Annotated in this window: 16 protein-coding genes and 1 pseudogene; 11 read left to right on the plus strand and 6 right to left on the minus strand. The window is 73.6% G+C overall.

Annotation, left to right across the window (positions count from 1 at the left end):
• A pseudogene (locus tag ABEB00_RS00590) lies at window positions 1–568 on the minus strand (hypothetical protein); the annotation flags it as partial.
• Window positions 569–640: 72 nt separating this feature from the next.
• Between ABEB00_RS00590 and ABEB00_RS00595 the strand changes: the two are divergent.
• Window positions 641–1450 (plus strand): hypothetical protein, encoded by an 810-nt coding sequence (locus ABEB00_RS00595; RefSeq protein ID WP_345616836.1) that lies wholly within the window; start codon window positions 641–643, stop codon window positions 1448–1450.
• 69 nt (window positions 1451–1519) lie between these two features.
• Here the strand turns inward: ABEB00_RS00595 and ABEB00_RS00600 are convergent, their stop codons facing one another.
• Entirely contained in the window at window positions 1520–2812 is a 1293-nt protein-coding gene (locus tag ABEB00_RS00600) for a DUF1015 domain-containing protein (protein ID WP_345616722.1), read from the minus strand.
• Window positions 2813–2885: 73 nt separating this feature from the next.
• On the opposite strand from ABEB00_RS00600, the gene ABEB00_RS00605 reads away from it, so the two are divergent.
• The 3 genes from ABEB00_RS00605 (at window position 2886) to ABEB00_RS00615 (ending at window position 5251) form a co-directional block, all read left to right on the plus strand.
• Window positions 2886–3914: an HAD hydrolase-like protein gene (locus ABEB00_RS00605; protein ID WP_345616723.1), complete on the plus strand. Its 1029-nt coding sequence runs from the start codon at window positions 2886–2888 to the stop codon at window positions 3912–3914.
• A gap of 172 nt (window positions 3915–4086) precedes the next feature.
• Window positions 4087–4272 (plus strand): hypothetical protein, encoded by a 186-nt coding sequence (locus tag ABEB00_RS00610; protein ID WP_345616843.1) that lies wholly within the window; start codon window positions 4087–4089, stop codon window positions 4270–4272.
• Between the two features lie 94 nt (window positions 4273–4366).
• Window positions 4367–5251, plus strand: coding sequence for an ABC transporter ATP-binding protein (locus tag ABEB00_RS00615; protein WP_345616724.1), 885 nt, complete (start codon window positions 4367–4369; stop codon window positions 5249–5251).
• A 63-nt stretch (window positions 5252–5314) separates the two neighbouring features.
• On the opposite strand, the gene ABEB00_RS00620 is transcribed toward ABEB00_RS00615, so the two are convergent.
• The gene (locus tag ABEB00_RS00620) at window positions 5315–5662 is read right to left on the minus strand and encodes an SCP2 sterol-binding domain-containing protein (RefSeq protein ID WP_345616725.1); all 348 of its coding nucleotides are present in this window, start codon (window positions 5660–5662) and stop codon (window positions 5315–5317) included.
• A 42-nt stretch (window positions 5663–5704) separates the two neighbouring features.
• On the opposite strand from ABEB00_RS00620, the gene ABEB00_RS00625 reads away from it, so the two are divergent.
• The 5 genes from ABEB00_RS00625 to ABEB00_RS00645 all read left to right on the plus strand — a co-directional run bounded on the left by ABEB00_RS00625 (window position 5705) and on the right by ABEB00_RS00645 (window position 11164).
• Entirely contained in the window at window positions 5705–6073 is a 369-nt protein-coding gene (locus tag ABEB00_RS00625; protein WP_345616726.1) for a hypothetical protein, read from the plus strand.
• A gap of 7 nt (window positions 6074–6080) precedes the next feature.
• Window positions 6081–6896 carry a TlyA family RNA methyltransferase gene (locus ABEB00_RS00630; protein WP_345616727.1) on the plus strand — a complete coding sequence of 272 codons (816 nt, stop codon included), beginning with the start codon at window positions 6081–6083 and terminating at the stop codon, window positions 6894–6896.
• Window positions 6893–7798 (plus strand): NAD kinase, encoded by a 906-nt coding sequence (locus ABEB00_RS00635; protein ID WP_345616728.1) that lies wholly within the window; start codon window positions 6893–6895, stop codon window positions 7796–7798. The genes ABEB00_RS00630 and ABEB00_RS00635 overlap by 4 nt, the downstream gene beginning before the upstream one ends.
• A 219-nt stretch (window positions 7799–8017) precedes the next feature.
• Window positions 8018–9736 (plus strand): DNA repair protein RecN, encoded by a 1719-nt coding sequence (recN, locus tag ABEB00_RS00640; RefSeq protein WP_345616837.1) that lies wholly within the window; start codon window positions 8018–8020, stop codon window positions 9734–9736.
• Between the two features lie 285 nt (window positions 9737–10021).
• The gene (locus tag ABEB00_RS00645; RefSeq protein WP_345616729.1) at window positions 10022–11164 is read left to right on the plus strand and encodes a glycosyltransferase family 4 protein; all 1143 of its coding nucleotides are present in this window, start codon (window positions 10022–10024) and stop codon (window positions 11162–11164) included.
• Between the two features lie 145 nt (window positions 11165–11309).
• Here ABEB00_RS00645 and ABEB00_RS00650 read toward each other — a convergent pair whose 3' ends face one another.
• The 3 genes from ABEB00_RS00650 to ABEB00_RS00660 all read right to left on the minus strand — a co-directional run bounded on the left by ABEB00_RS00650 (window position 11310) and on the right by ABEB00_RS00660 (window position 15040).
• Window positions 11310–12998: a PucR family transcriptional regulator gene (locus ABEB00_RS00650; protein ID WP_345616730.1), complete on the minus strand. Its 1689-nt coding sequence runs from the start codon at window positions 12996–12998 to the stop codon at window positions 11310–11312.
• Between the two features lie 9 nt (window positions 12999–13007).
• Entirely contained in the window at window positions 13008–13166 is a 159-nt protein-coding gene (locus ABEB00_RS00655) for a hypothetical protein (protein ID WP_345616731.1), read from the minus strand.
• Between the two features lie 71 nt (window positions 13167–13237).
• A complete protein-coding gene (locus ABEB00_RS00660; protein WP_345616733.1) occupies window positions 13238–15040 on the minus strand; it encodes a glycoside hydrolase family 15 protein in 1803 nt (600 codons plus the stop codon).
• 509 nt (window positions 15041–15549) lie between these two features.
• Here ABEB00_RS00660 and pyrG point away from each other — a divergent pair.
• Complete coding sequence (gene pyrG / locus ABEB00_RS00665) at window positions 15550–17235, plus strand: CTP synthase (protein ID WP_345616735.1); 1686 nt, start codon at window positions 15550–15552, stop codon at window positions 17233–17235.
• 101 nt (window positions 17236–17336) lie between these two features.
• Window positions 17337–17963 (plus strand): NUDIX domain-containing protein, encoded by a 627-nt coding sequence (locus tag ABEB00_RS00670; RefSeq protein WP_345616736.1) that lies wholly within the window; start codon window positions 17337–17339, stop codon window positions 17961–17963.
• Window positions 17964–18020 lie beyond the last annotated feature (57 nt).

Raw genomic sequence — 18020 nt, forward strand, 5'->3', positions numbered from 1 at the left:
GCGTCCCGCTTTCCGCCGCGACGACCGACGTGACGACCGGCCTTCGTTCCGGCGCGATGACCGGCGGGACGACCGTCGTGATGATCGCCGGGACGACCGTGGCGAGCGTCCCGCTTTCCGCCGCGACGACCGACGTGACGACCGCCCCTCCTTCCGCCGTGATGACCGGCGCGACGACCGGCCTTCGTTCCGTCGCGACGACCGACGTGACGACCGACGTGATGACCGCCGTGATGACCGGCCTTCGTTCCGCCGTGATGACCGGCGGGACGATCGGCGCGACGACCGGGGCGAGCGTCCTCCCTTCCGGCGTGACGACCGTGGTGAGCGTCCCCCGTTCCGGCGGGATGATCGGCGTGACGACCGCCGCGACGACCGTGGTGAGCGTCCTCCCTTCCGGCGTGACGACCGGCGTGACGACCGCCGCGACGACCGTGGTGATCGTGGTGGGTTCCGGCGGGACGACAGCCGGGATCGTGGTGATCGCGGTGGGTTCCGCGGGCGGGACGACCGGGGTGGACAGGGTCCTCGCAGGGACGACCGGGGCGGGCGTCCCGGAGGGTTCCATGGGCGGGACGACCGGGCCGGCGGCGGGCGTTTCCGTGACGAGCGGGAGCGGGACCGGGAGCCGATCAAGCGGCTGCCGATCGACGAGGACATCACGGGCGAGGAGATCGACAAGGACGTACGGCAGGAGCTGCAGAGCCTGCCGAAGACGCTCGCGGAGGACGTCGCCAAGAACCTGGTGATGGTCGCCCGCCTGATCGACGAGGACCCCGAGGGCGCCTACGCCTACTCGAAGATCGCGCTGCGGCTGGCGTCGCGGGTCGCCGCCGTACGCGAGGCGGGCGGATTCGCGGCGTACGCCAACCAGAAGTACAGCGAGGCGCTCGCCGAGTTCCGGGCCGCGCGGCGGATGACCGGCAACGTGGACCTGTGGCCGGTGATGGCCGACTGCGAGCGCGGGCTCGGCCGGCCGGAGAAGGCACTGGACATGGCCGGTGCCCCCGAGGTGCACAAGCTCGACAAGGCCGGACAGGTCGAGATGCGGCTCGTGGCCGCGGGTGCCCGGCGTGACATGGACCAGCTCGACGCGGCGATCGTGACGCTGCAGAGCCCCGAGCTGGCCTCCAGCTCCGTACAGCCGTGGACCGCGCGGCTGCGGTACGCCTACGCCGACGCGCTGCTGGCGGCCGGGCGCACCGGTGAGGCACGGGAGTGGTTCGCCAAGGCCGTCGAGTCCGACCGGGACAGCAGCACCGACGCCTCCGACCGGCTGGCGGAGCTGGACGGGGTGGAGTTCCTGGACGCCCTCAACGAGGACGAGCAGGACGAGCGGGACCAGCCGGCCCAGTCGGCCGAGCAGGTCGGACGCGACGAGCAGGAGGAGCGCGGAGCGAAGGGCGAGCAGGGCGTGGAGGACTCGGCGCGGGAGCGTGACGAGGACTGATCCCGGCGACGGGTGAGTGACAAGGGGCGGGGCCAGGCGGCCCCGCCCCTTCGTGCGTCCGGGTCCGCGTCAGAGGTCCAGGGCGCGCAGGACCAGGCCGGACGCCGGCTTCGGGCCGAACGAGGTGGACTTGCGGGGCATCGTGACGCCCTGGCGGGCCAGGTCGCGGACGACCTCCTCGCGGACCGGGTGCAGCAGGACCGCCGTACCGCCGTCGCGTTCCGCCTTCTCGACGGTGGCCGCCGTGTCGTGGATGTAGGAGACGTGGGCCGCGGAGTCGTCGGGGATGTGCCAGACATGGGCGAGGAGGGTGGCGTGCAGGACGGTCGCGTCCAGGGTGCGCCAGGCCTCGGGGCGGTCGGCGGGGACCGTGCGGGCCAGCAGGCCGGCGTCCGGCCGGTCGACCAGGTGGAAGGAGCCGTCACCGGCCAGCAGGAAGGCGTTCCCCGCGCGTGCCGCCTCCGCGAGGGCGTCCACGGCCTCGGGCAGCGGCACGTCGAGGCGGCGGACGCGGAACTGGCCCTTCAGAGCGGTCAGGGCGTCGCCGATCGGCAGGTCCTCCAGCAGGCGGTGGATGGCGCGCACGCGCAGCGGGTACCGGGCCGTGTCGACGAGGAGGACGAGACCGTGGTCCCAGGGGCTGGGGGAGGGGTGCTCCGCGCGCAGCCGGCGGTAGGTCGCCCAGCGGTGATGGCCGTCCGCGATGAGCGCCTGCCGCCCGGCCAGCTCGGACCGGACGCGGGCCAGGTCGCCGGGGTCGGTCACCGACCACAGGCGGTGGCAGAAGCCGTCCTCGGTGGTCGTCGAGAGCAGGGGCGAGCGGGTGGCCGCGTCCTCGACCACGGCGGTCGTCGTCGCCGTCCCGTCGTCACCGAGGTAGGTCAGCAGCAGGGGTTCGAGGTTGGCCGAGGTGGCGCGCATCAGGGCCGCGCGGTCGGCGACCACATGCGGCATGACGTCCTCGTGCGGCAGGACGGCCCCCTCCTCGGGGTCCGTCACGCGCAGGGCACCGATGATGCCGCGCTGCAGCAGGCCCTCGCCGTCGCGCTGTTCGTAGACGTACAGGCCCGGCCGCGGGTCGGCGGTCAGGACGCCCTCGGCGCGCCAGCGGCGCAGGGTGCGGGCGGCCTGTGCGTTGCGGGCCTCGGGGGTGGCGGCCTGCGGGAGGATCAGACGGACGATGTTGTGGGGGTCGGCGGATTCGAGGTGGAGCAGACCGTCGGGGCGGACCACGACGTCGTAGGGCGGGGATGTCACGGCGGCCAGGCTGCCGACCCGGTCGGGGTCGTAACGGAGACCTCGGAACGGGGTGAGTTCCAGGTCCCGGTGCGCTGCTGCTTCCGAGTGACCTGCGGTGTCCATCCGGGCATCGTACGTCTGTCGGTGGCATGGGGGATGATCGGGGGAAATGACGTCGAACGAGGAGCGATGCGCAATGAGCCGGAGCGTCAGGACGAAGCCCGAGGGCAGTGAGCGGGCCCTGAGCGAGGCGTACGACACGGCGCTGCTCGACCTGGACGGCGTGGTGTACGCGGGGGGTGACGCGATCGCGCACGCGGTCGACTCGCTCGCCACCGCGCGCACGGGCGGCATGCACCTGGCTTACGTCACCAACAACGCGCTGCGCACCCCGGACGCGGTCGCCGAGCACCTCACCGAGCTGGGGGTGCCGGCCGCGGCGGACGATGTCATCACCTCCGCGCAGGCGGTCGCGCGGCTGATCGCCGATGAGGTGCCCGAGGGGGCGCGGGTACTGGTGATCGGCGGTGACGGACTGCGGGTGGCGCTGCGCGAGCGCGGTCTCGAACCGGTGGAGTCGGCGGACGACGAACCGGTGGCGGTCGTACAGGGGTTCGGCGGGCCCGACCTGCCCTGGGGACGGTTCGCCGAGGCCTGCTACGCCATCGCCCGGGGGGTGCCGTGGTTCGCGTCCAACACCGACCTGACGATCCCGGGCGCGCGGGGCATCGCGCCGGGCAACGGGGCGGCGGTGGAGGTGGTGCGGATCGCCACCGGCGCCGAACCGCGCGTGGCCGGCAAGCCGCTGCCTCCCATGCACCGGGAGACGATCCTGCGCACCGGCGCCGAGCGGCCCCTGGTGGTCGGGGACCGGCTGGACACCGACATCGAGGGCGCGTTCCACGGCGAGGTCGACTCGCTGCTCGTCCTGACCGGGGTCACCGACGGGGCGCAGTTGCTCGCCGCGCCGCCGCAGCACCGGCCGACCTACGTCGACCGAGACCTGCGGGGAATGCTCACCGGGCAGCCCGAGGTCACCGAGGACGGCGAGGGGTTCCGCTGCGGGGGGTGGACGGCGACAGCCGGTGCGGAGCGGCTGGAACTGGACGGTGACGGCGAGCCGCTCGACGGGCTGCGGGCGCTGTGCGCGGCGGCCTGGACGGCGGGCGGCGAGCGTGGCAGCGAGCTGGACGGGTCCAAGGCGCTGGCCCGGCTCGGCCTCTGAGACCGGGTGGAGTGGCCGGGGGACCGGTTCGGGTGGCCGGGAGATCAGTCCGGGTGGCGGGGGGATCGGTTCGCGTCGCGGGGAATCGGTTCCCGTCGCGGGGGACTGTCCTCCGGGGCGGGGGACCGCACGCCCCGGCGGGTGGTCAGGCGACTTAGGCTAACCTAACCGGGTGTTGGTCGACAGCCCTCCCGAACAGCGCGCGGAGATCGTCTCCGTGCCCCCGAGCCGCCGGGCGGCACGCGCCCTCGGGCTCCACGTCTCGGTGGCGCTCCTGGTCTGCGTCGCGCTGTTCCAGGCCGTCTCCCGCAATCCGCTGGGCAGTCCGGACGTGCTCGGCCTCGGGGGCTGCGCCTGATGGAGAGGGGCGACGGCGTCTCGTACGCCCTCGGGGTCCGCGTCGAACGGGTACGCCTGGTGCTGCTGGTCACCGAACGCAGGACGGGCCGGATATGAGCACCGGCGCCGGGACCGCCGGCGGGCCGATCAATCAAAGGAGCATCGTGAACCGTCTGTCCGCCGAGGACGTCACCCTCGCCTACGACCAGCGCGTCATCGCCGAGGAGTTGTCGGTGGAGATACCCGACCACTCCTTCACGGTGATCGTCGGCCCCAACGCCTGCGGCAAGTCGACGCTGCTGCGCGCCCTGTCCCGGATGCTGAAGCCCAGCGCGGGCCGGGTGCTCCTCGACGGCCAGGTCATCCAGTCGATGCCCGCCAAGCAGGTCGCCCGCACCCTGGGCCTGCTGCCGCAGTCCTCGATCGCGCCCGACGGCATCACCGTCGGCGACCTCGTCGGCCGGGGCCGCTACCCGCACCAGGGACTGCTGCGCCAGTGGTCCACCCAGGACGAGCGGGTCGTCCAGGAGTCGATGGCCCGGACCGGCGTGGCCGAACTGGCCGACCGTTACGTCGACGAACTCTCCGGCGGACAGCGCCAGCGCGTCTGGATCGCCATGGCGCTCGCCCAGCAGACCCCGCTGCTGCTGCTCGACGAGCCGACGACGTACCTCGACATCCAGCACCAGATCGACGTCCTCGACCTGTGCGCCGAACTCCACGAGGAGCAGGGCCGCACGCTCGTCGCCGTACTGCACGACCTGAACCACGCCGCCCGCTACGCCACCCACCTCATCGCCCTGCGCGAGGGCCGGGTCGTCGCCCAGGGCGCGCCGAAGGACATCGTCACGGCCACGCTGGTCGAGGAGGTCTTCGGCATGCGCTGCCAGGTCATCGACGACCCGGAGACGGGGACGCCGCTGGTGGTGCCGGCCGCGCGCAAGGCGCGCGCACGCGTGGCGGTCGCCGAACCGGCGGCGGCCACAGAGGCTTCCTGAGGCGGAGCGAGAGCAGGGGCTCCCGGGGGTTGCAGGGGCTCCCAGAGGTTTACGGAGACGGAGTCACAGAAGCTTTCTGAGGCGGAACAGGTCGCGCAGGCCCGCCTCCAGCTTCACGCGGCCGGAACCCCACGCCTTGGCGAAGTGCAGTTCGCCGTCGACCAGGGCCACCAGGTCGTCCCCGGACATGGCCAGTCGGATCTGGGCCCGTTCGCGCGGCGGCCCCTGAAGGGTCTCGCGCACCTCGATCCGGCCGTCCGTCAGGCGGCCCGCGAAGGTGACGTCCAGGTCGGTGATGTGGCAGCTCACCGAGCGGTCCAGGGCGGCGGCGGCCCGGACGTCCCCCTCGGTGCCCCGCAGGCTGTCGGAGAGCTTCTCGAGTGCGGCGCGGCACTCCTCGGTCGTGGCCATCGCGACCGACCGTACCGCAGCGGATCGGGGTAGCGTCGGGGCATGAGCGACGTGAGCCCGGAGCGGCACTCCCCGAAGGAGCCGCCCCCGGCGGAGCAGGACGGGCCCGAGCGAGACCCCGCGGAACAGGACCTCGCGGAACAGGACCCCGCGGAACAGGGCCTCGCCGGACCGGACCCGGCCGAGCCTGACCCCGCCGCGCCCGCCCCGCTGGGCGTCCCCCGGACCCCCACCGGCGACCCCGGGACGGACGCCCTGCTGGAGCGGCTGGCCGACGCCGACCACCTGCCCACGGACGGACACCTCCAGGTGTACGAGGATGTGCACCGGGGGCTGCGCGACGCGCTCACCGCGCTCGACGCCCGCCCGGGACCTCCGGCGCCCCCGCCTTCGTACGACCGCAGGAGCTGAACCGAACGTGGCAGGAGTCGCACGCCGCCGTCTCGACGCGGAGCTGGTCCGGCGCAAGCTCGCGCGCTCGCGTGAGCACGCCAGCCAGTTGATCGCCGCCGGGCGGGTCACCGTCGACAAGACGGTCGCGACCAAGCCCGCCACCCAGGTGGAGACCGCGGCGGCCGTCGTCGTCGCGCAGGACGACGGCGATCCCGAATACGTCTCCCGGGGCGGGCACAAGCTCGCGGGCGCCCTCGCGGCCTTCGTGCCGCAGGGCCTGGCCGTCCAGGGACGGCGGGCGCTGGACGCCGGAGCCTCGACGGGCGGCTTCACCGACGTACTGCTGCGGTCGGGGGCCGCGCACGTCGTCGCCGTCGACGTGGGCTACGGGCAGCTCGCCTGGTCGCTGCGGAGCGATGAACGCGTCACCGTCAAGGACCGTACCAACGTACGCGAGTTGACGGTCGAGGCGATCGACGGGAAGCCGGTGGATCTTGTCGTGGGGGACCTGTCCTTCATCCCGCTCGGCCTCGTCCTGCCCGCCCTGGCGCGGTGCACGGGGCCGGACGCCGACCTGGTGATGATGGTCAAGCCGCAGTTCGAGGTGGGCCGCGAGCGGCTCGGCAGCGGCGGTGTCGTGCGCAGCCCCGAGCTGCGGGCGGAGGCGGTCCGGGGAGTCGCGCGCAAGGCGTGGGAGCTGGGGCTCGGGGTGAAGGGCGTCACCGCCAGTCCGCTGCCCGGTCCGTCCGGCAACGTCGAGTACTTTCTGTGGCTGCGGGCCGGAGCCGACGCACTGGACCCGGCCGACGTCGATCGTGCAGTGGCGGAGGGGCCGCGATGACAGAGAACCGAGCGCGTACTGTTTTCCTGCTGGCCCACACCGGGCGGCCCGCGGCCGTGCGCAGCGCCGAACTGGTGGTCAGGGGGTTGCTCCACTCCGGGATCGGGGTGCGGGTGATGGAGGCCGAGGCCTGCGACCTGCCGCTGCCCGACGAGGTGGAGCTGGTCCGGGAGGCCACCCCGCAGTGCCTCGACGGGTGCGAACTGCTCATCGTCCTGGGCGGTGACGGGACGCTGCTGCGCGGCGCCGAGTTCGCCCGCGCCTCCGGGGTGCCGATGCTCGGTGTCAACCTCGGCCGGGTCGGCTTCCTCGCCGAGGCCGAGCGGGACGACCTGGACAAGGTCGTCGACCGGGTGGTGAACCGGGCCTACGACGTCGAGGAGCGGATGACCGTCGACGTCGTCGTGCACCGCAACGGCGACATCGTGCACACCGACTGGGCGCTGAACGAGGCGGCCGTGCAGAAGGCCGGCGCGGAGAAACTGCTCGAAGTGGTGCTGGAGATCGACGGGCGGCCGGTGACCGGGTTCGGCTGCGACGGGATCGTCCTGTCGACGCCGACCGGGTCGACGGCGTACGCCTTCTCGGCCGGCGGGCCGGTGGTGTGGCCGGAGGTGGAGGCGCTGCTGATGGTGCCGATCAGCGCGCACGCGCTGTTCGCCAAACCCCTGGTGACCTCGCCCGACTCGGTGCTCGCGGTGGAGGTGCTGCCGCACATCCCGCCGGGGGTGCTGTGGTGCGACGGGCGGCGGACGGTGGAATTGCCGGCCGGGGCGCGGGTGGAGGTGCGCAAGGGCGCGGTGCCGGTACGGCTCGCCCGGCTGCATCACGCTTCGTTCACGGACCGGCTGGTGGCGAAGTTCGCGCTGCCGGTGGCCGGGTGGCGGGGGGCACCGAACTAGCTCCGTCGACGGGGTGGTCCAAACTTCGTCGGACTCGTCCGTCCCTCGTCGGCCTCATGGGCCGGCAAGGAGGGTGTCGTGGCTGGTCGCGGCCACTGGGCCGGCCGCCGACGGCACCGCCCCGCGTGCCTCGGCGGCGGGTGCTCGCCGGGGCCACATCGACGGCCCGTGTGCGCCGACCGGTCCCGACCTCGTAAGGTCGGGTCCGTGTTGGAGGAGATGCGGATACAGTCGCTCGGCGTGATCGACGATGCCGTCGTCGAGCTGTCGCCCGGGTTCACCGCGGTCACCGGCGAGACGGGTGCGGGCAAGACCATGGTGGTCACCAGCCTGGGCCTGCTGCTCGGTGGGCGGGCGGACCCGGCGCTGGTGCGGATCGGGGCCAGACACGCGGTGGTGGAGGGGCGGGTCACCGTCCCCCCGGACGCCAAGGTCGCGCTGCGGGCCGAGGAGGCCGGGGCCGAGCTGGACGACGGGGCGCTGCTGATCAGCCGTACCGTCTCCGCCGAGGGGCGCTCCCGGGCGCATCTGGGCGGCCGGTCGGTGCCTGTCGGGGTGCTCGCCGAACTCGCCGACGAACTCGTGGCCGTGCACGGGCAGACCGACCAGCAGGGGCTGCTCAAGCAGGCCCGGCAGCGGCAGGCGCTCGACCGGTACGCCGGGGACGCGGTCGCGGGACCGCTCGCCAAGTACGGCGGGGCCTACCGCAGACTGCGGGCCGTCGCCGGTGAGCTGGAGGAGATCACCACGCGTGCGCGTGAGCGCGCCCAGGAAGCCGATCTGCTGCGCTTCGGACTGGACGAGATCGCGGGCGTGGAACCGCGCGCCGGCGAGGACGTGGAACTCGCGGAGGAGGCGGAGCGGCTCGGGCACGCCGAGGCGCTGGCGTCCGCCGCGACAGCCGCGCACGCCGCCCTCGCGGGCGACCCGGAGGACCCGGAAGGGGTCGACGCGGCGACGCTCGTGGCGGGCTCCCAGCGTGCCCTGGACGCCGTACGGTCGCACGACCCGGCGCTCGCCTCGCTCGCCGACCGCATCGGCGAGGTCGGCATCCTGCTGCGGGACGTCGCCGGTGAGCTGGCCGGGTACGCCGACGACCTCGACGCCGACCCGCTGCGGCTGGCGGCCGTGGAGGAACGGCGGGCCGCGATCAACGGACTCACCCGGAAGTACGGCGCCGACGTCGCCGCGGTGCTGGCCTGGTCCGAACAGAGCGTCGCGCGGCTGACCGAACTGGACGGCGACGACGAGCGGATCGGCGAGCTGACCGCCGAACGGGACGCGCTGCGGGCCGAGCTGAGCGGGCTGGCGCAGGCGTTGACCGACGCGCGCGCGGAGGCGGCGGAGCGGTTCGCCGCCGCCGTCACCGCAGAGCTGGCTTCCCTCGCCATGCCGCACGCGCGGGTGTCGTTCTCGATCCGGCAGACCGAGGACCCCGAGGGTGTCGAGGTCGGCGGGCGTCCGGTCGCCTACGGGCCGTCCGGCGCGGACGAGGTCGAGCTGCTGCTCGCCCCGCACCCGGGCACACCGCCCCGGCCCATCGCCAAGGGCGCCTCCGGTGGTGAGCTGTCCCGAGTGATGCTCGCCGTCGAGGTCGTGTTCGCGGGCACCGACCCCGTGCCGACATATCTCTTCGACGAGGTCGACGCCGGGGTCGGCGGCAAGGCGGCGGTCGAGATCGGCCGGCGCCTCGCGAAGCTCGCCAGGAGCGCGCAGGTCGTGGTCGTCACCCACCTTCCGCAGGTGGCCGCCTTCGCCGACCGGCAGTTGCTGGTGGAGAAGACCCACGACGGATCGGTGACCCGGTCCGGGGTGAAGGCGCTGGAGGGCGAGGAACGGGTCCGCGAGCTGTCCCGGATGCTCGCGGGCCAGGAGGACTCGGAGACCGCGCGGGCGCACGCCGAGGAACTGCTGGCCACGGCACGGGCGGAGCTGTAGGCGGCGGGGGCTGGGGGCCAGGTGTCCGGTGGCTCGGGGGACCCGCGTCTCCCAGGTGGCCCGGGGACCTGGAGGAGGTCGGGCGCGGTCACTCGTTCGGGTGACTGACGGCGTCGCGTTGCCTCCCGCCGGGGCCCTCGTGACCTGAGCCGTTCCCGGAACACCCGTGCGTGCTGGCATCCTTGACGCAGCAGGCACGGAGGGACCGCGCCGCGCACCTCCTCCGCTCCACCCCTCTGTACTTTCTTCGTGAGCGCCCGCCGCAGAACCAGGAGCCCCGGCCACGTGACCCCCGTGAGCAGCCACGCACCGCACGGCCAGTCACCGCTGCGCACCGTGCAGGTGCTGGGCGGCGGCAGCGCCGGCAGCAGCGGGCACGTCCGCTCCCTGACCGCGGGGCTGGTCGCACGGGGCGTGCGGGTCACGGTGTGCGCCCCCGACGAGGCCGAGCACCGCTACGACTTCACCGGGGCCGGCGCCGAACACGTCCACGTGCCGCGCAGCAGCGACCCCGTCTCGGTCGCCGGACTGCGGGCGGCCTGCGCCGACGCCGACCTGGTCCACGCCCACGGACTGCACGCCTCCTTCCGTGCGGTGCTCGCCCTGGCCGGCCGCCGGGTGCGCACCCCGCTCGTCGTCACCTGGCACGACCGCGCCCGCGTGGACGGCCCGCGCGCCCAACTGCTGCGGATGCTGGAGCGCCGGGTGACGAGGGCCGCCACCGTGGTGCTCGGCGCCACCTCCGAGCTGGTCGACCGGGCACGGCGGACCGGCGCCCGCGACGCCCGGCTCGCCGCTGTCGCGCTGCCCGGCCGGCGCCCGCCCGCCGAAGCGGAGGACCCCGACCGGCTGCGCCCCAAGATCCGGGCCGAACTCGGTTCCACCGGACGCCCGTTGCTGATCGCGGTCGGCTCCCTGGAACGCCACCGCGGGTACGACGTGCTGTTCGACGCCGCGCGGGTCTGGCGGGATCTCGACCCGGTGCCCCTGGTCGTCGTCGCCGGGGAGGGGTCGCTGCGCCCCTGGCTGCAGCGGCGGATCGAGGACGAGCGGCTGCCCGTGGCGCTCATCGGCCGCCGCGACGACGTCGCCGAACTGCTCGCCGCGGCCGATCTCGCGCTGCTGCCCGGCCGCCACCAGGCGGGCCAGGTCCTGGCCCAGGAGGCCCTGCTCGCGCGCGTGCCGCTCGTCGCGGTCGAGGCCGGCTCGCTGCCCGAACTCGTCGGCGACGCCGCCGAACTGGTTCCGGCCGGTGACGCGGAGGCGTTCGCCGACGCTGTCGTCCGGCTGCTCGACGACCCCGGGCGGCGCGAGCTGCTGCGGGAGCGGGGCGTGCGGCAGGCGGCCACCTGGCCGACCGAGGACGAGACCGTCGCCCAGATCCTGAGCGTCTACGACGAGCTGACGCAACCGGGGCCGCTGGTCTAGGGCCGGTTTCGGTTCCGCTTCCGGGTCCAGTTCCGCTTCCGTCCGGGTCCGGGCCCCTTCCGTCCGGGTCCGCTTCCGTCCGGGTCCGGGTCCGGGGCCGGGTCTGTGGCAGGGCCGGTCGCCGGGGGCCGTCGTAGGCTCCCGGTCAGCTCGCGTGCCGGCGGGCGCGCAGGGCCAGGCTCAGGGTCAGTACGGTCTGCGGGTCGTCGAGGTCCGTGCCGAGCAGCTCCCCGATCCGGGCCAGCCGGTTGTACAGCGTCTGGCGGTTGAGGTGCAGCTCACGCGCGGTCTCCGCCTTGCGGCCCGCGTGCGCCAGATAGGTCTCCAGGGTCGGCAGCAGCGAGGGCCGGGACCGGTCGTCGTGGTCGCGCACCGGGCCGATCGCCCGGTCCACGAAGGCCGCCAGGTCCGGATGGTCGCGCAGCCGCCACAGCAGCAGGTCGATGTCGAGGTGGCGGGCGTCGTACCAGGGGCGGTCCGGCAGGCCCAGCGCCGCGGTCGCCGTCTCCGCGGCGTGGCCGAGCCCGGCCGGCGCGGCCGCCCAGCCGCCGGCCGGCCCCACGACCACCACCGGTGGCTGCGCCCCGGGACGCGGCGTCCCGGACCGCTCCACGCCCGCCCGCAGCGCCGCCGCGACCCGGTCCGCGACCGCCGGCCGCTCGGCCGCCGTACGCAGCCCCAGCAGCAGCGGCACCCGGCCCTCGACCGGCCGTACGCCCAGCAGGACCGGCACACCGAGCGAGGCCAGCTCCTCGGCGACCGCGCGGGCCAGCACCGCCCAGCCGCCGCCCGCGGGGGACAGCGCGCCGCCCAGCCGCATCACCACGGGCAGCAGCGGCCCGTCGCCGGGCCGGAAACCCAGCACCCGGGCCTGCGCCGGGGCGTTCGCCGCGGTGATCCGGCCCTCGGCGAGGTCGGTGAGGAAGTCGCCGCGGCCGCGCGCCACCAGCTCCTCCTCCTGCCGGGCCTGCATCAGCACCACGGCCAGCACGCCCGCCGTGCGCTCCGCCGCGATCCGGTGCACCGGCGCCAGCGGGGACCGTACGGGCAACTGCACCAGACGGGCGCGCGCCGAACCGGTGCCGGGACCGCCACCGGGGACGTCCACCACGACCGAGCCCGCGGGCGGCGGCGTGTCCCGGTGGCGGCCGCGCAGCCCCTCCCAGACCTGGAGCGGGTCGGCGCCCGCGCACCCCGCCCCGGCGGCGTAGAGGAGCCGGCCGTCGGCCGTCTCCAGGAAGACCGGGTTGTCACCGAAGTCGGCCAGAACGGCGAGCGCCCGGGGTATCCCGCCGCCGTCCAGCAGCGCCTCGGTGCAGCGCCGGTGCACCTCCTCGGCCCGCCGGAGCAGCGCGTAGTGGCCGTTGACGATCTCGGTGTGGATCTCCTCGGTGACCGTCACGAACGGCACCTCGCGGTGGAGCTGGACCAGCGGCAGCCCGGTGGCGCGGGCGGTGTCGACGAGGGCGGCGGGCAGCCGGTCGAAGCGCGGGCCCAGCTCCACGACGAGGGCGGCGATCCCGCGCTCGGCGAGGGTGCGGACGAAGGCGCGCTGGTCGGCGGGGCGGGTCCCGAGGCCGACCCCGGTGGTCAGCAGCAGTTCGCCGCCCTTGAGCAGCGAGGCGATGTCGGGCACCTCGGCCGCGTGCACCCAGCGCACGGTCCGCCGCAACAGGTCGGCGCCCGCGACCACCTCGGGCAGGCCGCCGCGCAGCCCGGGCAGCTCCAGCGCCCGCCGCACGGTGATCCCGCCACCCCGGCTGTCGTCCCCGGCGTCCGTACCCCGGTCCGAGCCGCCGTCCGTACCCCTGCCCCTGCCCGTGCCGCTTTCCATGCGCGGACGCTACCCGTCCGGGTTGGTGCCGTGCCCGCCGGGTAGGGACGGCGCCAGCCGGCGGTCGGCGCGGCCGCCGCGCACGCCGGCCGCATGCTGCTCGACGTCGTCCCACCGGAACAGGTCCGCGGACTGCGCGCCGGGCGAGCCCGCCCTGGTCCCCGCCACCGACGGCGATCCCGGCGGCGGAGCGCACACTCGGCGCGCTCGCGCCCCGGGGAGGCCGGCTCCGAGGGGGTTCAGCCCCCGTACGCCCCCGACGCCGTCAGCCGCAGGGCGGTGTCGATCAGGGGGACGTGGCTGAACGCCTGCGGGAAGTTGCCGACCTGGCGCTGGAGGCGGGGGTCCCACTCCTCCGCCAGCAGACCGAGGTCGTTGCGGAGCGAGAGCAGCTTCTCGAAGAGCTTGCGGGCCTCGTCCACGCGGCCGATCATCGCCAGGTCGTCGGCCATCCAGAACGAGCAGGCCAGGAAGGCGCCCTCGTCGCCGGGGAGGCCGTCGACGCCCGCGTCCTCGCCGTCGGTCGGGTAGCGCAGGATGAACCCGTCCGAGGTGGACAGCTCCCGCTGGATGGCCTCGATGGTGCCGATGACCCGCTTGTCGTCCGGCGGCAGGAAGCCCATCTGCGGGATCAGCAGCAGGGAGGCGTCCAGCTCCCGGGAGCCGTAGGACTGCGTGAAGGTGTTGCGCTCCCGGTCGTAACCCTTCTCGCAGACGTCCCGGTGGATGTCGTCGCGCAGTTCCTTCCAGCGCTCCAGCGGGCCGTCGGCGTCACCGGACTCGATGAGCTTGATGGTGCGGTCCACCGCGACCCAGGCCATCACCTTGGAGTGCACGAAGTGGCGGCGCGGGCCGCGCACCTCCCAGATGCCCTCGTCCGGCTCGTTCCAGTGGTCCTCCAGGTACCGGATCAGCTTGAGCTGAAGCACGGAGGCGTAGTCGTTGCGGGCCAGGCCCGTCATGTGGGCCAGGTGAAGGGCCTCGGTGACCTCGCCGTACACGTCGAGCTGGAGCTGGTGGGCGGCGCCGTTGCCGACCCGGACCGGGCCGGAGCCCTCGTAACCGGGCAGCCAGTCCAGCTCGGCCTCGCCCAGCTCGCGCTCGCCCGCGATGCCGTACATGATCTGGAGGTTCTCGGGGTCGCCGGCCACCGCGCGCAGCAGCCACTCGCGCCAGGCGCGGGCCTCCTCGCGGTAGCCGGTGCGCAGCAGCGAGGAGAGGGTGATCGCCGCGTCGCGCAGCCAGGTGTAGCGGTAGTCCCAGTTGCGGACGCCGCCGATCTCCTCCGGCAGGGAGGTGGTGGGCGCGGCGACGATCCCGCCGGTGGGGGCGTACGTCAGCGCCTTCAGCGTGATCAGGGAGCGGACCACGGCCTCGCGGTAGGGGCCGTGGTACGTACAGTTCTCGACCCAGTCGCGCCAGAAGTCCTCGGTGGCCTCCAGCGACTGCTCCGGCTCGGGCAGCGGCGGCGGCTGCTTGTGCGAGGGCTCCCAGGAGATGGTGAACGCCATCCGGTCACCCGGCGCGATGGTGAAGTCCGCGTAGGTGGTCAGGTCCTTGCCGTAGGTGTCCGCCGCTGTGTCGAACCACACGGAGTCCGGGCCCGCGACGGCGACCGTGCGGCCCTCGTGCTTGTGGACCCACGGCACCACCCGGCCGTAGCTGAACCGCATCCGCAGCTCCGAGCGCATCGGCACCCGGCCCGAGACGCCCTCCACGATCCGGATGAGCTGCGGCGCGCCGTCGCGCGGCGGCATGAAGTCGGTCACCCGGACCGTGCCGCGCGGGGTGTCCCACTCGGACTCCAGGATCAGCGAGTCGCCGCGGTAGGTCCGCCGGGCCGCCGAGGGGGGCTGGGCGCCGGCCGCGTGCGCCGGACCGAGCCGCCAGAACCCGTGCTCCTCGGTGCCCAGCAGTCCGGCGAAGATGGCGTGCGAGTCGAAGCGGGGCAGGCACAGCCAGTCCACTGTGCCGTCCCGGCAGACCAGCGCGGCGGTCTGCATGTCTCCGATGAGTGCGTAATCTTCGATTCGCCCGGCCACGTGGAACTCCAGTCGAACGGCCACGGCACCCCACAGGGGGCTGTCGCTGTTGCGGTCAAGGGGGTGATGCGTCGTTGAGTGATGAAGCAAAGCAGTCGTCCGGCCCGTAAGCCAAACGCTGTGACGTAGAACGTCAATTGTCGCTCGACCAGCAGGTGAGCTGTCCTCTTCCGGTGCGTACGGGCGCGGGGTGGTGCCGTGTCGCGGGCCGGGCTCGGCAGTGAGCGTCCGAGCAGGATACGACGCACGCAGATGATCTGTGCGCGTCTCCGGGGAACCCGGCTGCGCCGAAGGGGTGAGCGCCGGGCGCGGACCGGCGGGGCGGGCGCGGCCGTGTCCGCCCGTGCGCGGAGCGTGGCCGGAAGCCGGCACTCTCCGGCGCTGTTACGCTGGTAGCCCGTGGACCGGAGGGCACGAAACCCCCGAACCGCAGCGACGGCACCCCGGAAGTCTCCGGTCGGCAGCCGCACCGCACCCCAGACCGCGACCACGGGAGCCCCCTCTTGGCCATGCCGCCCGCCGTATTCCGATCCAACGCCTCGACGACCAAGCACATCTTCGTCACCGGGGGTGTCGCCTCCTCTCTCGGCAAGGGACTGACCGCCTCCAGCCTCGGCATGCTGCTGAAGGCGCGGGGCCTGCGGGTCGTGATGCAGAAGCTCGACCCCTACCTCAATGTCGACCCTGGCACGATGAACCCGTTCCAGCACGGCGAGGTGTTCGTCACCAACGACGGCGCCGAGACCGACCTGGACATCGGCCACTACGAGCGCTTCCTCGACCGCGACCTCGACGGTTCCGCCAACGTCACCACCGGTCAGGTCTACAACACGGTGATCGCCAAGGAGCGCCGCGGCGAGTACCTGGGCGACACCGTCCAGGTCATCCCGCACATCACCAACGAGATCAAGCACCGCATCCGCCGCATGGCGACGGACGAGGTCGACGTCGTGATCACCGAGGTCGGCGGCACGGTCGGCGACATCGAGTCGCTGCCGTTCCTGGAGACCGTCCGCCAGGTGCGCCACGAGGTCGGCCGGGACAACGTCTTCGTCGTGCACATCTCGCTCCTGCCGTACATCGGCCCCTCGGGCGAGCTGAAGACCAAGCCGACCCAGCACAGCGTCGCCGCCCTGCGCAACATCGGTATCCAGCCGGACGCCATCGTGCTGCGCTGCGACCGCGAGGTCCCCACCGCCATCAAGCGGAAGATCTCGCTGATGTGCGACGTCGACGAGGCCGCCGTCGTCGCCTGCCCGGACGCGCGTTCGATCTACGACATTCCGAAGGTCGTGCACACCGAGGGCCTGGACGCCTACGTCGTCCGCAAGCTGGACCTGCCCTTCCGCGACGTGGACTGGACGACCTGGGACGACCTGCTCGACCGCGTCCACAACCCCGACCACGAGATCGTCATGGCGCTGGTCGGCAAGTACATCGACCTGCCCGACGCCTATCTGTCGGTGACCGAGGCGCTGCGCGCCGGCGGCTTCGCCAACAAGGCCCGCGTCAAGATCAAGTGGGTCACCTCGGACGACTGCAAGACCCCGGCCGGCGCCGAGGCGCAGCTCGCCGACGTCGACGCCATCTGCATCCCCGGCGGCTTCGGCGACCGCGGCGTGCTCGGCAAGGTCGGCGCCATCCAGTACGCCCGCGAGCACGGCATCCCGCTGCTCGGCCTCTGTCTGGGCCTGCAGTGCATCGTCGTCGAGGCCGCGCGCAACCTGGCCGGGATCGCGGACGCCAACTCCACCGAGTTCGACCCGGCCACCGGCCACCCGGTCATCTCCACCATGGCCGAGCAGCTCGACATCGTGGCCGGCGAGGGCGACATGGGCGGCACCATGCGGCTCGGCATGTACCCGGCGAAACTGGCCGAGGGCTCGATCGTGCGCGAGGTCTACGACGGCAAGGAGTACGTCGAGGAGCGCCACCGCCACCGCTACGAGGTCAACAACGCCTACCGCGCGGAACTGGAGAAGAAGACCGGCATCGTCTTCTCGGGCACCTCCCCGGACGGCAAGCTCGTCGAGTACGTGGAGTACCCGCGCGAGATCCACCCGTACCTGGTCGCCACCCAGGCCCACCCGGAGCTGCGCTCGCGCCCGACCCGTCCGCACCCGCTCTTCGCCGGGCTGGTCAAGGCGGCCGTCGAGCGCCAGCAGGCCCAGGGACTGCGGCAGCCGTCGAAGTAACACACCAGTTGTACGGTGGCCGGGGCACGCGCATCCACACGGCGCGGGCCCCGGCTTCTTGTGTACGAAAGTGCACGACCGTGCGTCTGGAAGGACAGGGAATGACCATCGAGGACACCCCCGAGGAGTGGGAGATCCGGTCCACGGAGATCCCGTTCCGCGGCAAGAAGACCGCCGTCCGCACGGACGAGGTGGTCATGCCCGACGGCACCGCGGTCACCCGCGACTACCAGGTGCACCCCGGTTCGGTCGCCGTCGTCGCCCTGGACGACGCGGGCCGGGTCCTGGTCCTGCGCCAGTACCGCCACCCCGTGCGCCACAAGCTCTGGGAGGTCCCGGCCGGACTCCTCGACGTCCCCGGCGAGAACCCGCTGCACGCCGCCCAGCGCGAGCTGTACGAGGAGGCGCACGTCAAGGCGGAGGACTGGCGGGTGCTGACCGACGTCTACACCACCCCCGGCGGCTGCGACGAGGCCGTACGGATCTTCCTCGCCCGGGAGCTGTCCGAGGCCGAGGGCGAACGGTTCCAGGTCGAGGACGAGGAGGCCGACATGGAACTGGCCCGGGTGCCGGTGGCCGAACTGCTGCGCGGGGTGCTCGCCGGAGAGCTGCACAACAACTGCCTCGTGGTGGGCGTGCTCTCGCTGGTCGCCGCCCGGAGCGGCGACGGGCTCGACGCGCTGCGCCCCGCGCTCGCGCCGTGGCCGGCCCGCCCCTTCGACGCCTGAACCGGAACCCTCCGAGGCGTCCGGTGTGACCATCGGTTGATCCGATCAGGGGACTCC

Source organism: Streptomyces ziwulingensis, assembly GCF_039542605.1.
Classification (GTDB): domain Bacteria; phylum Actinomycetota; class Actinomycetes; order Streptomycetales; family Streptomycetaceae; genus Streptomyces; species Streptomyces ziwulingensis.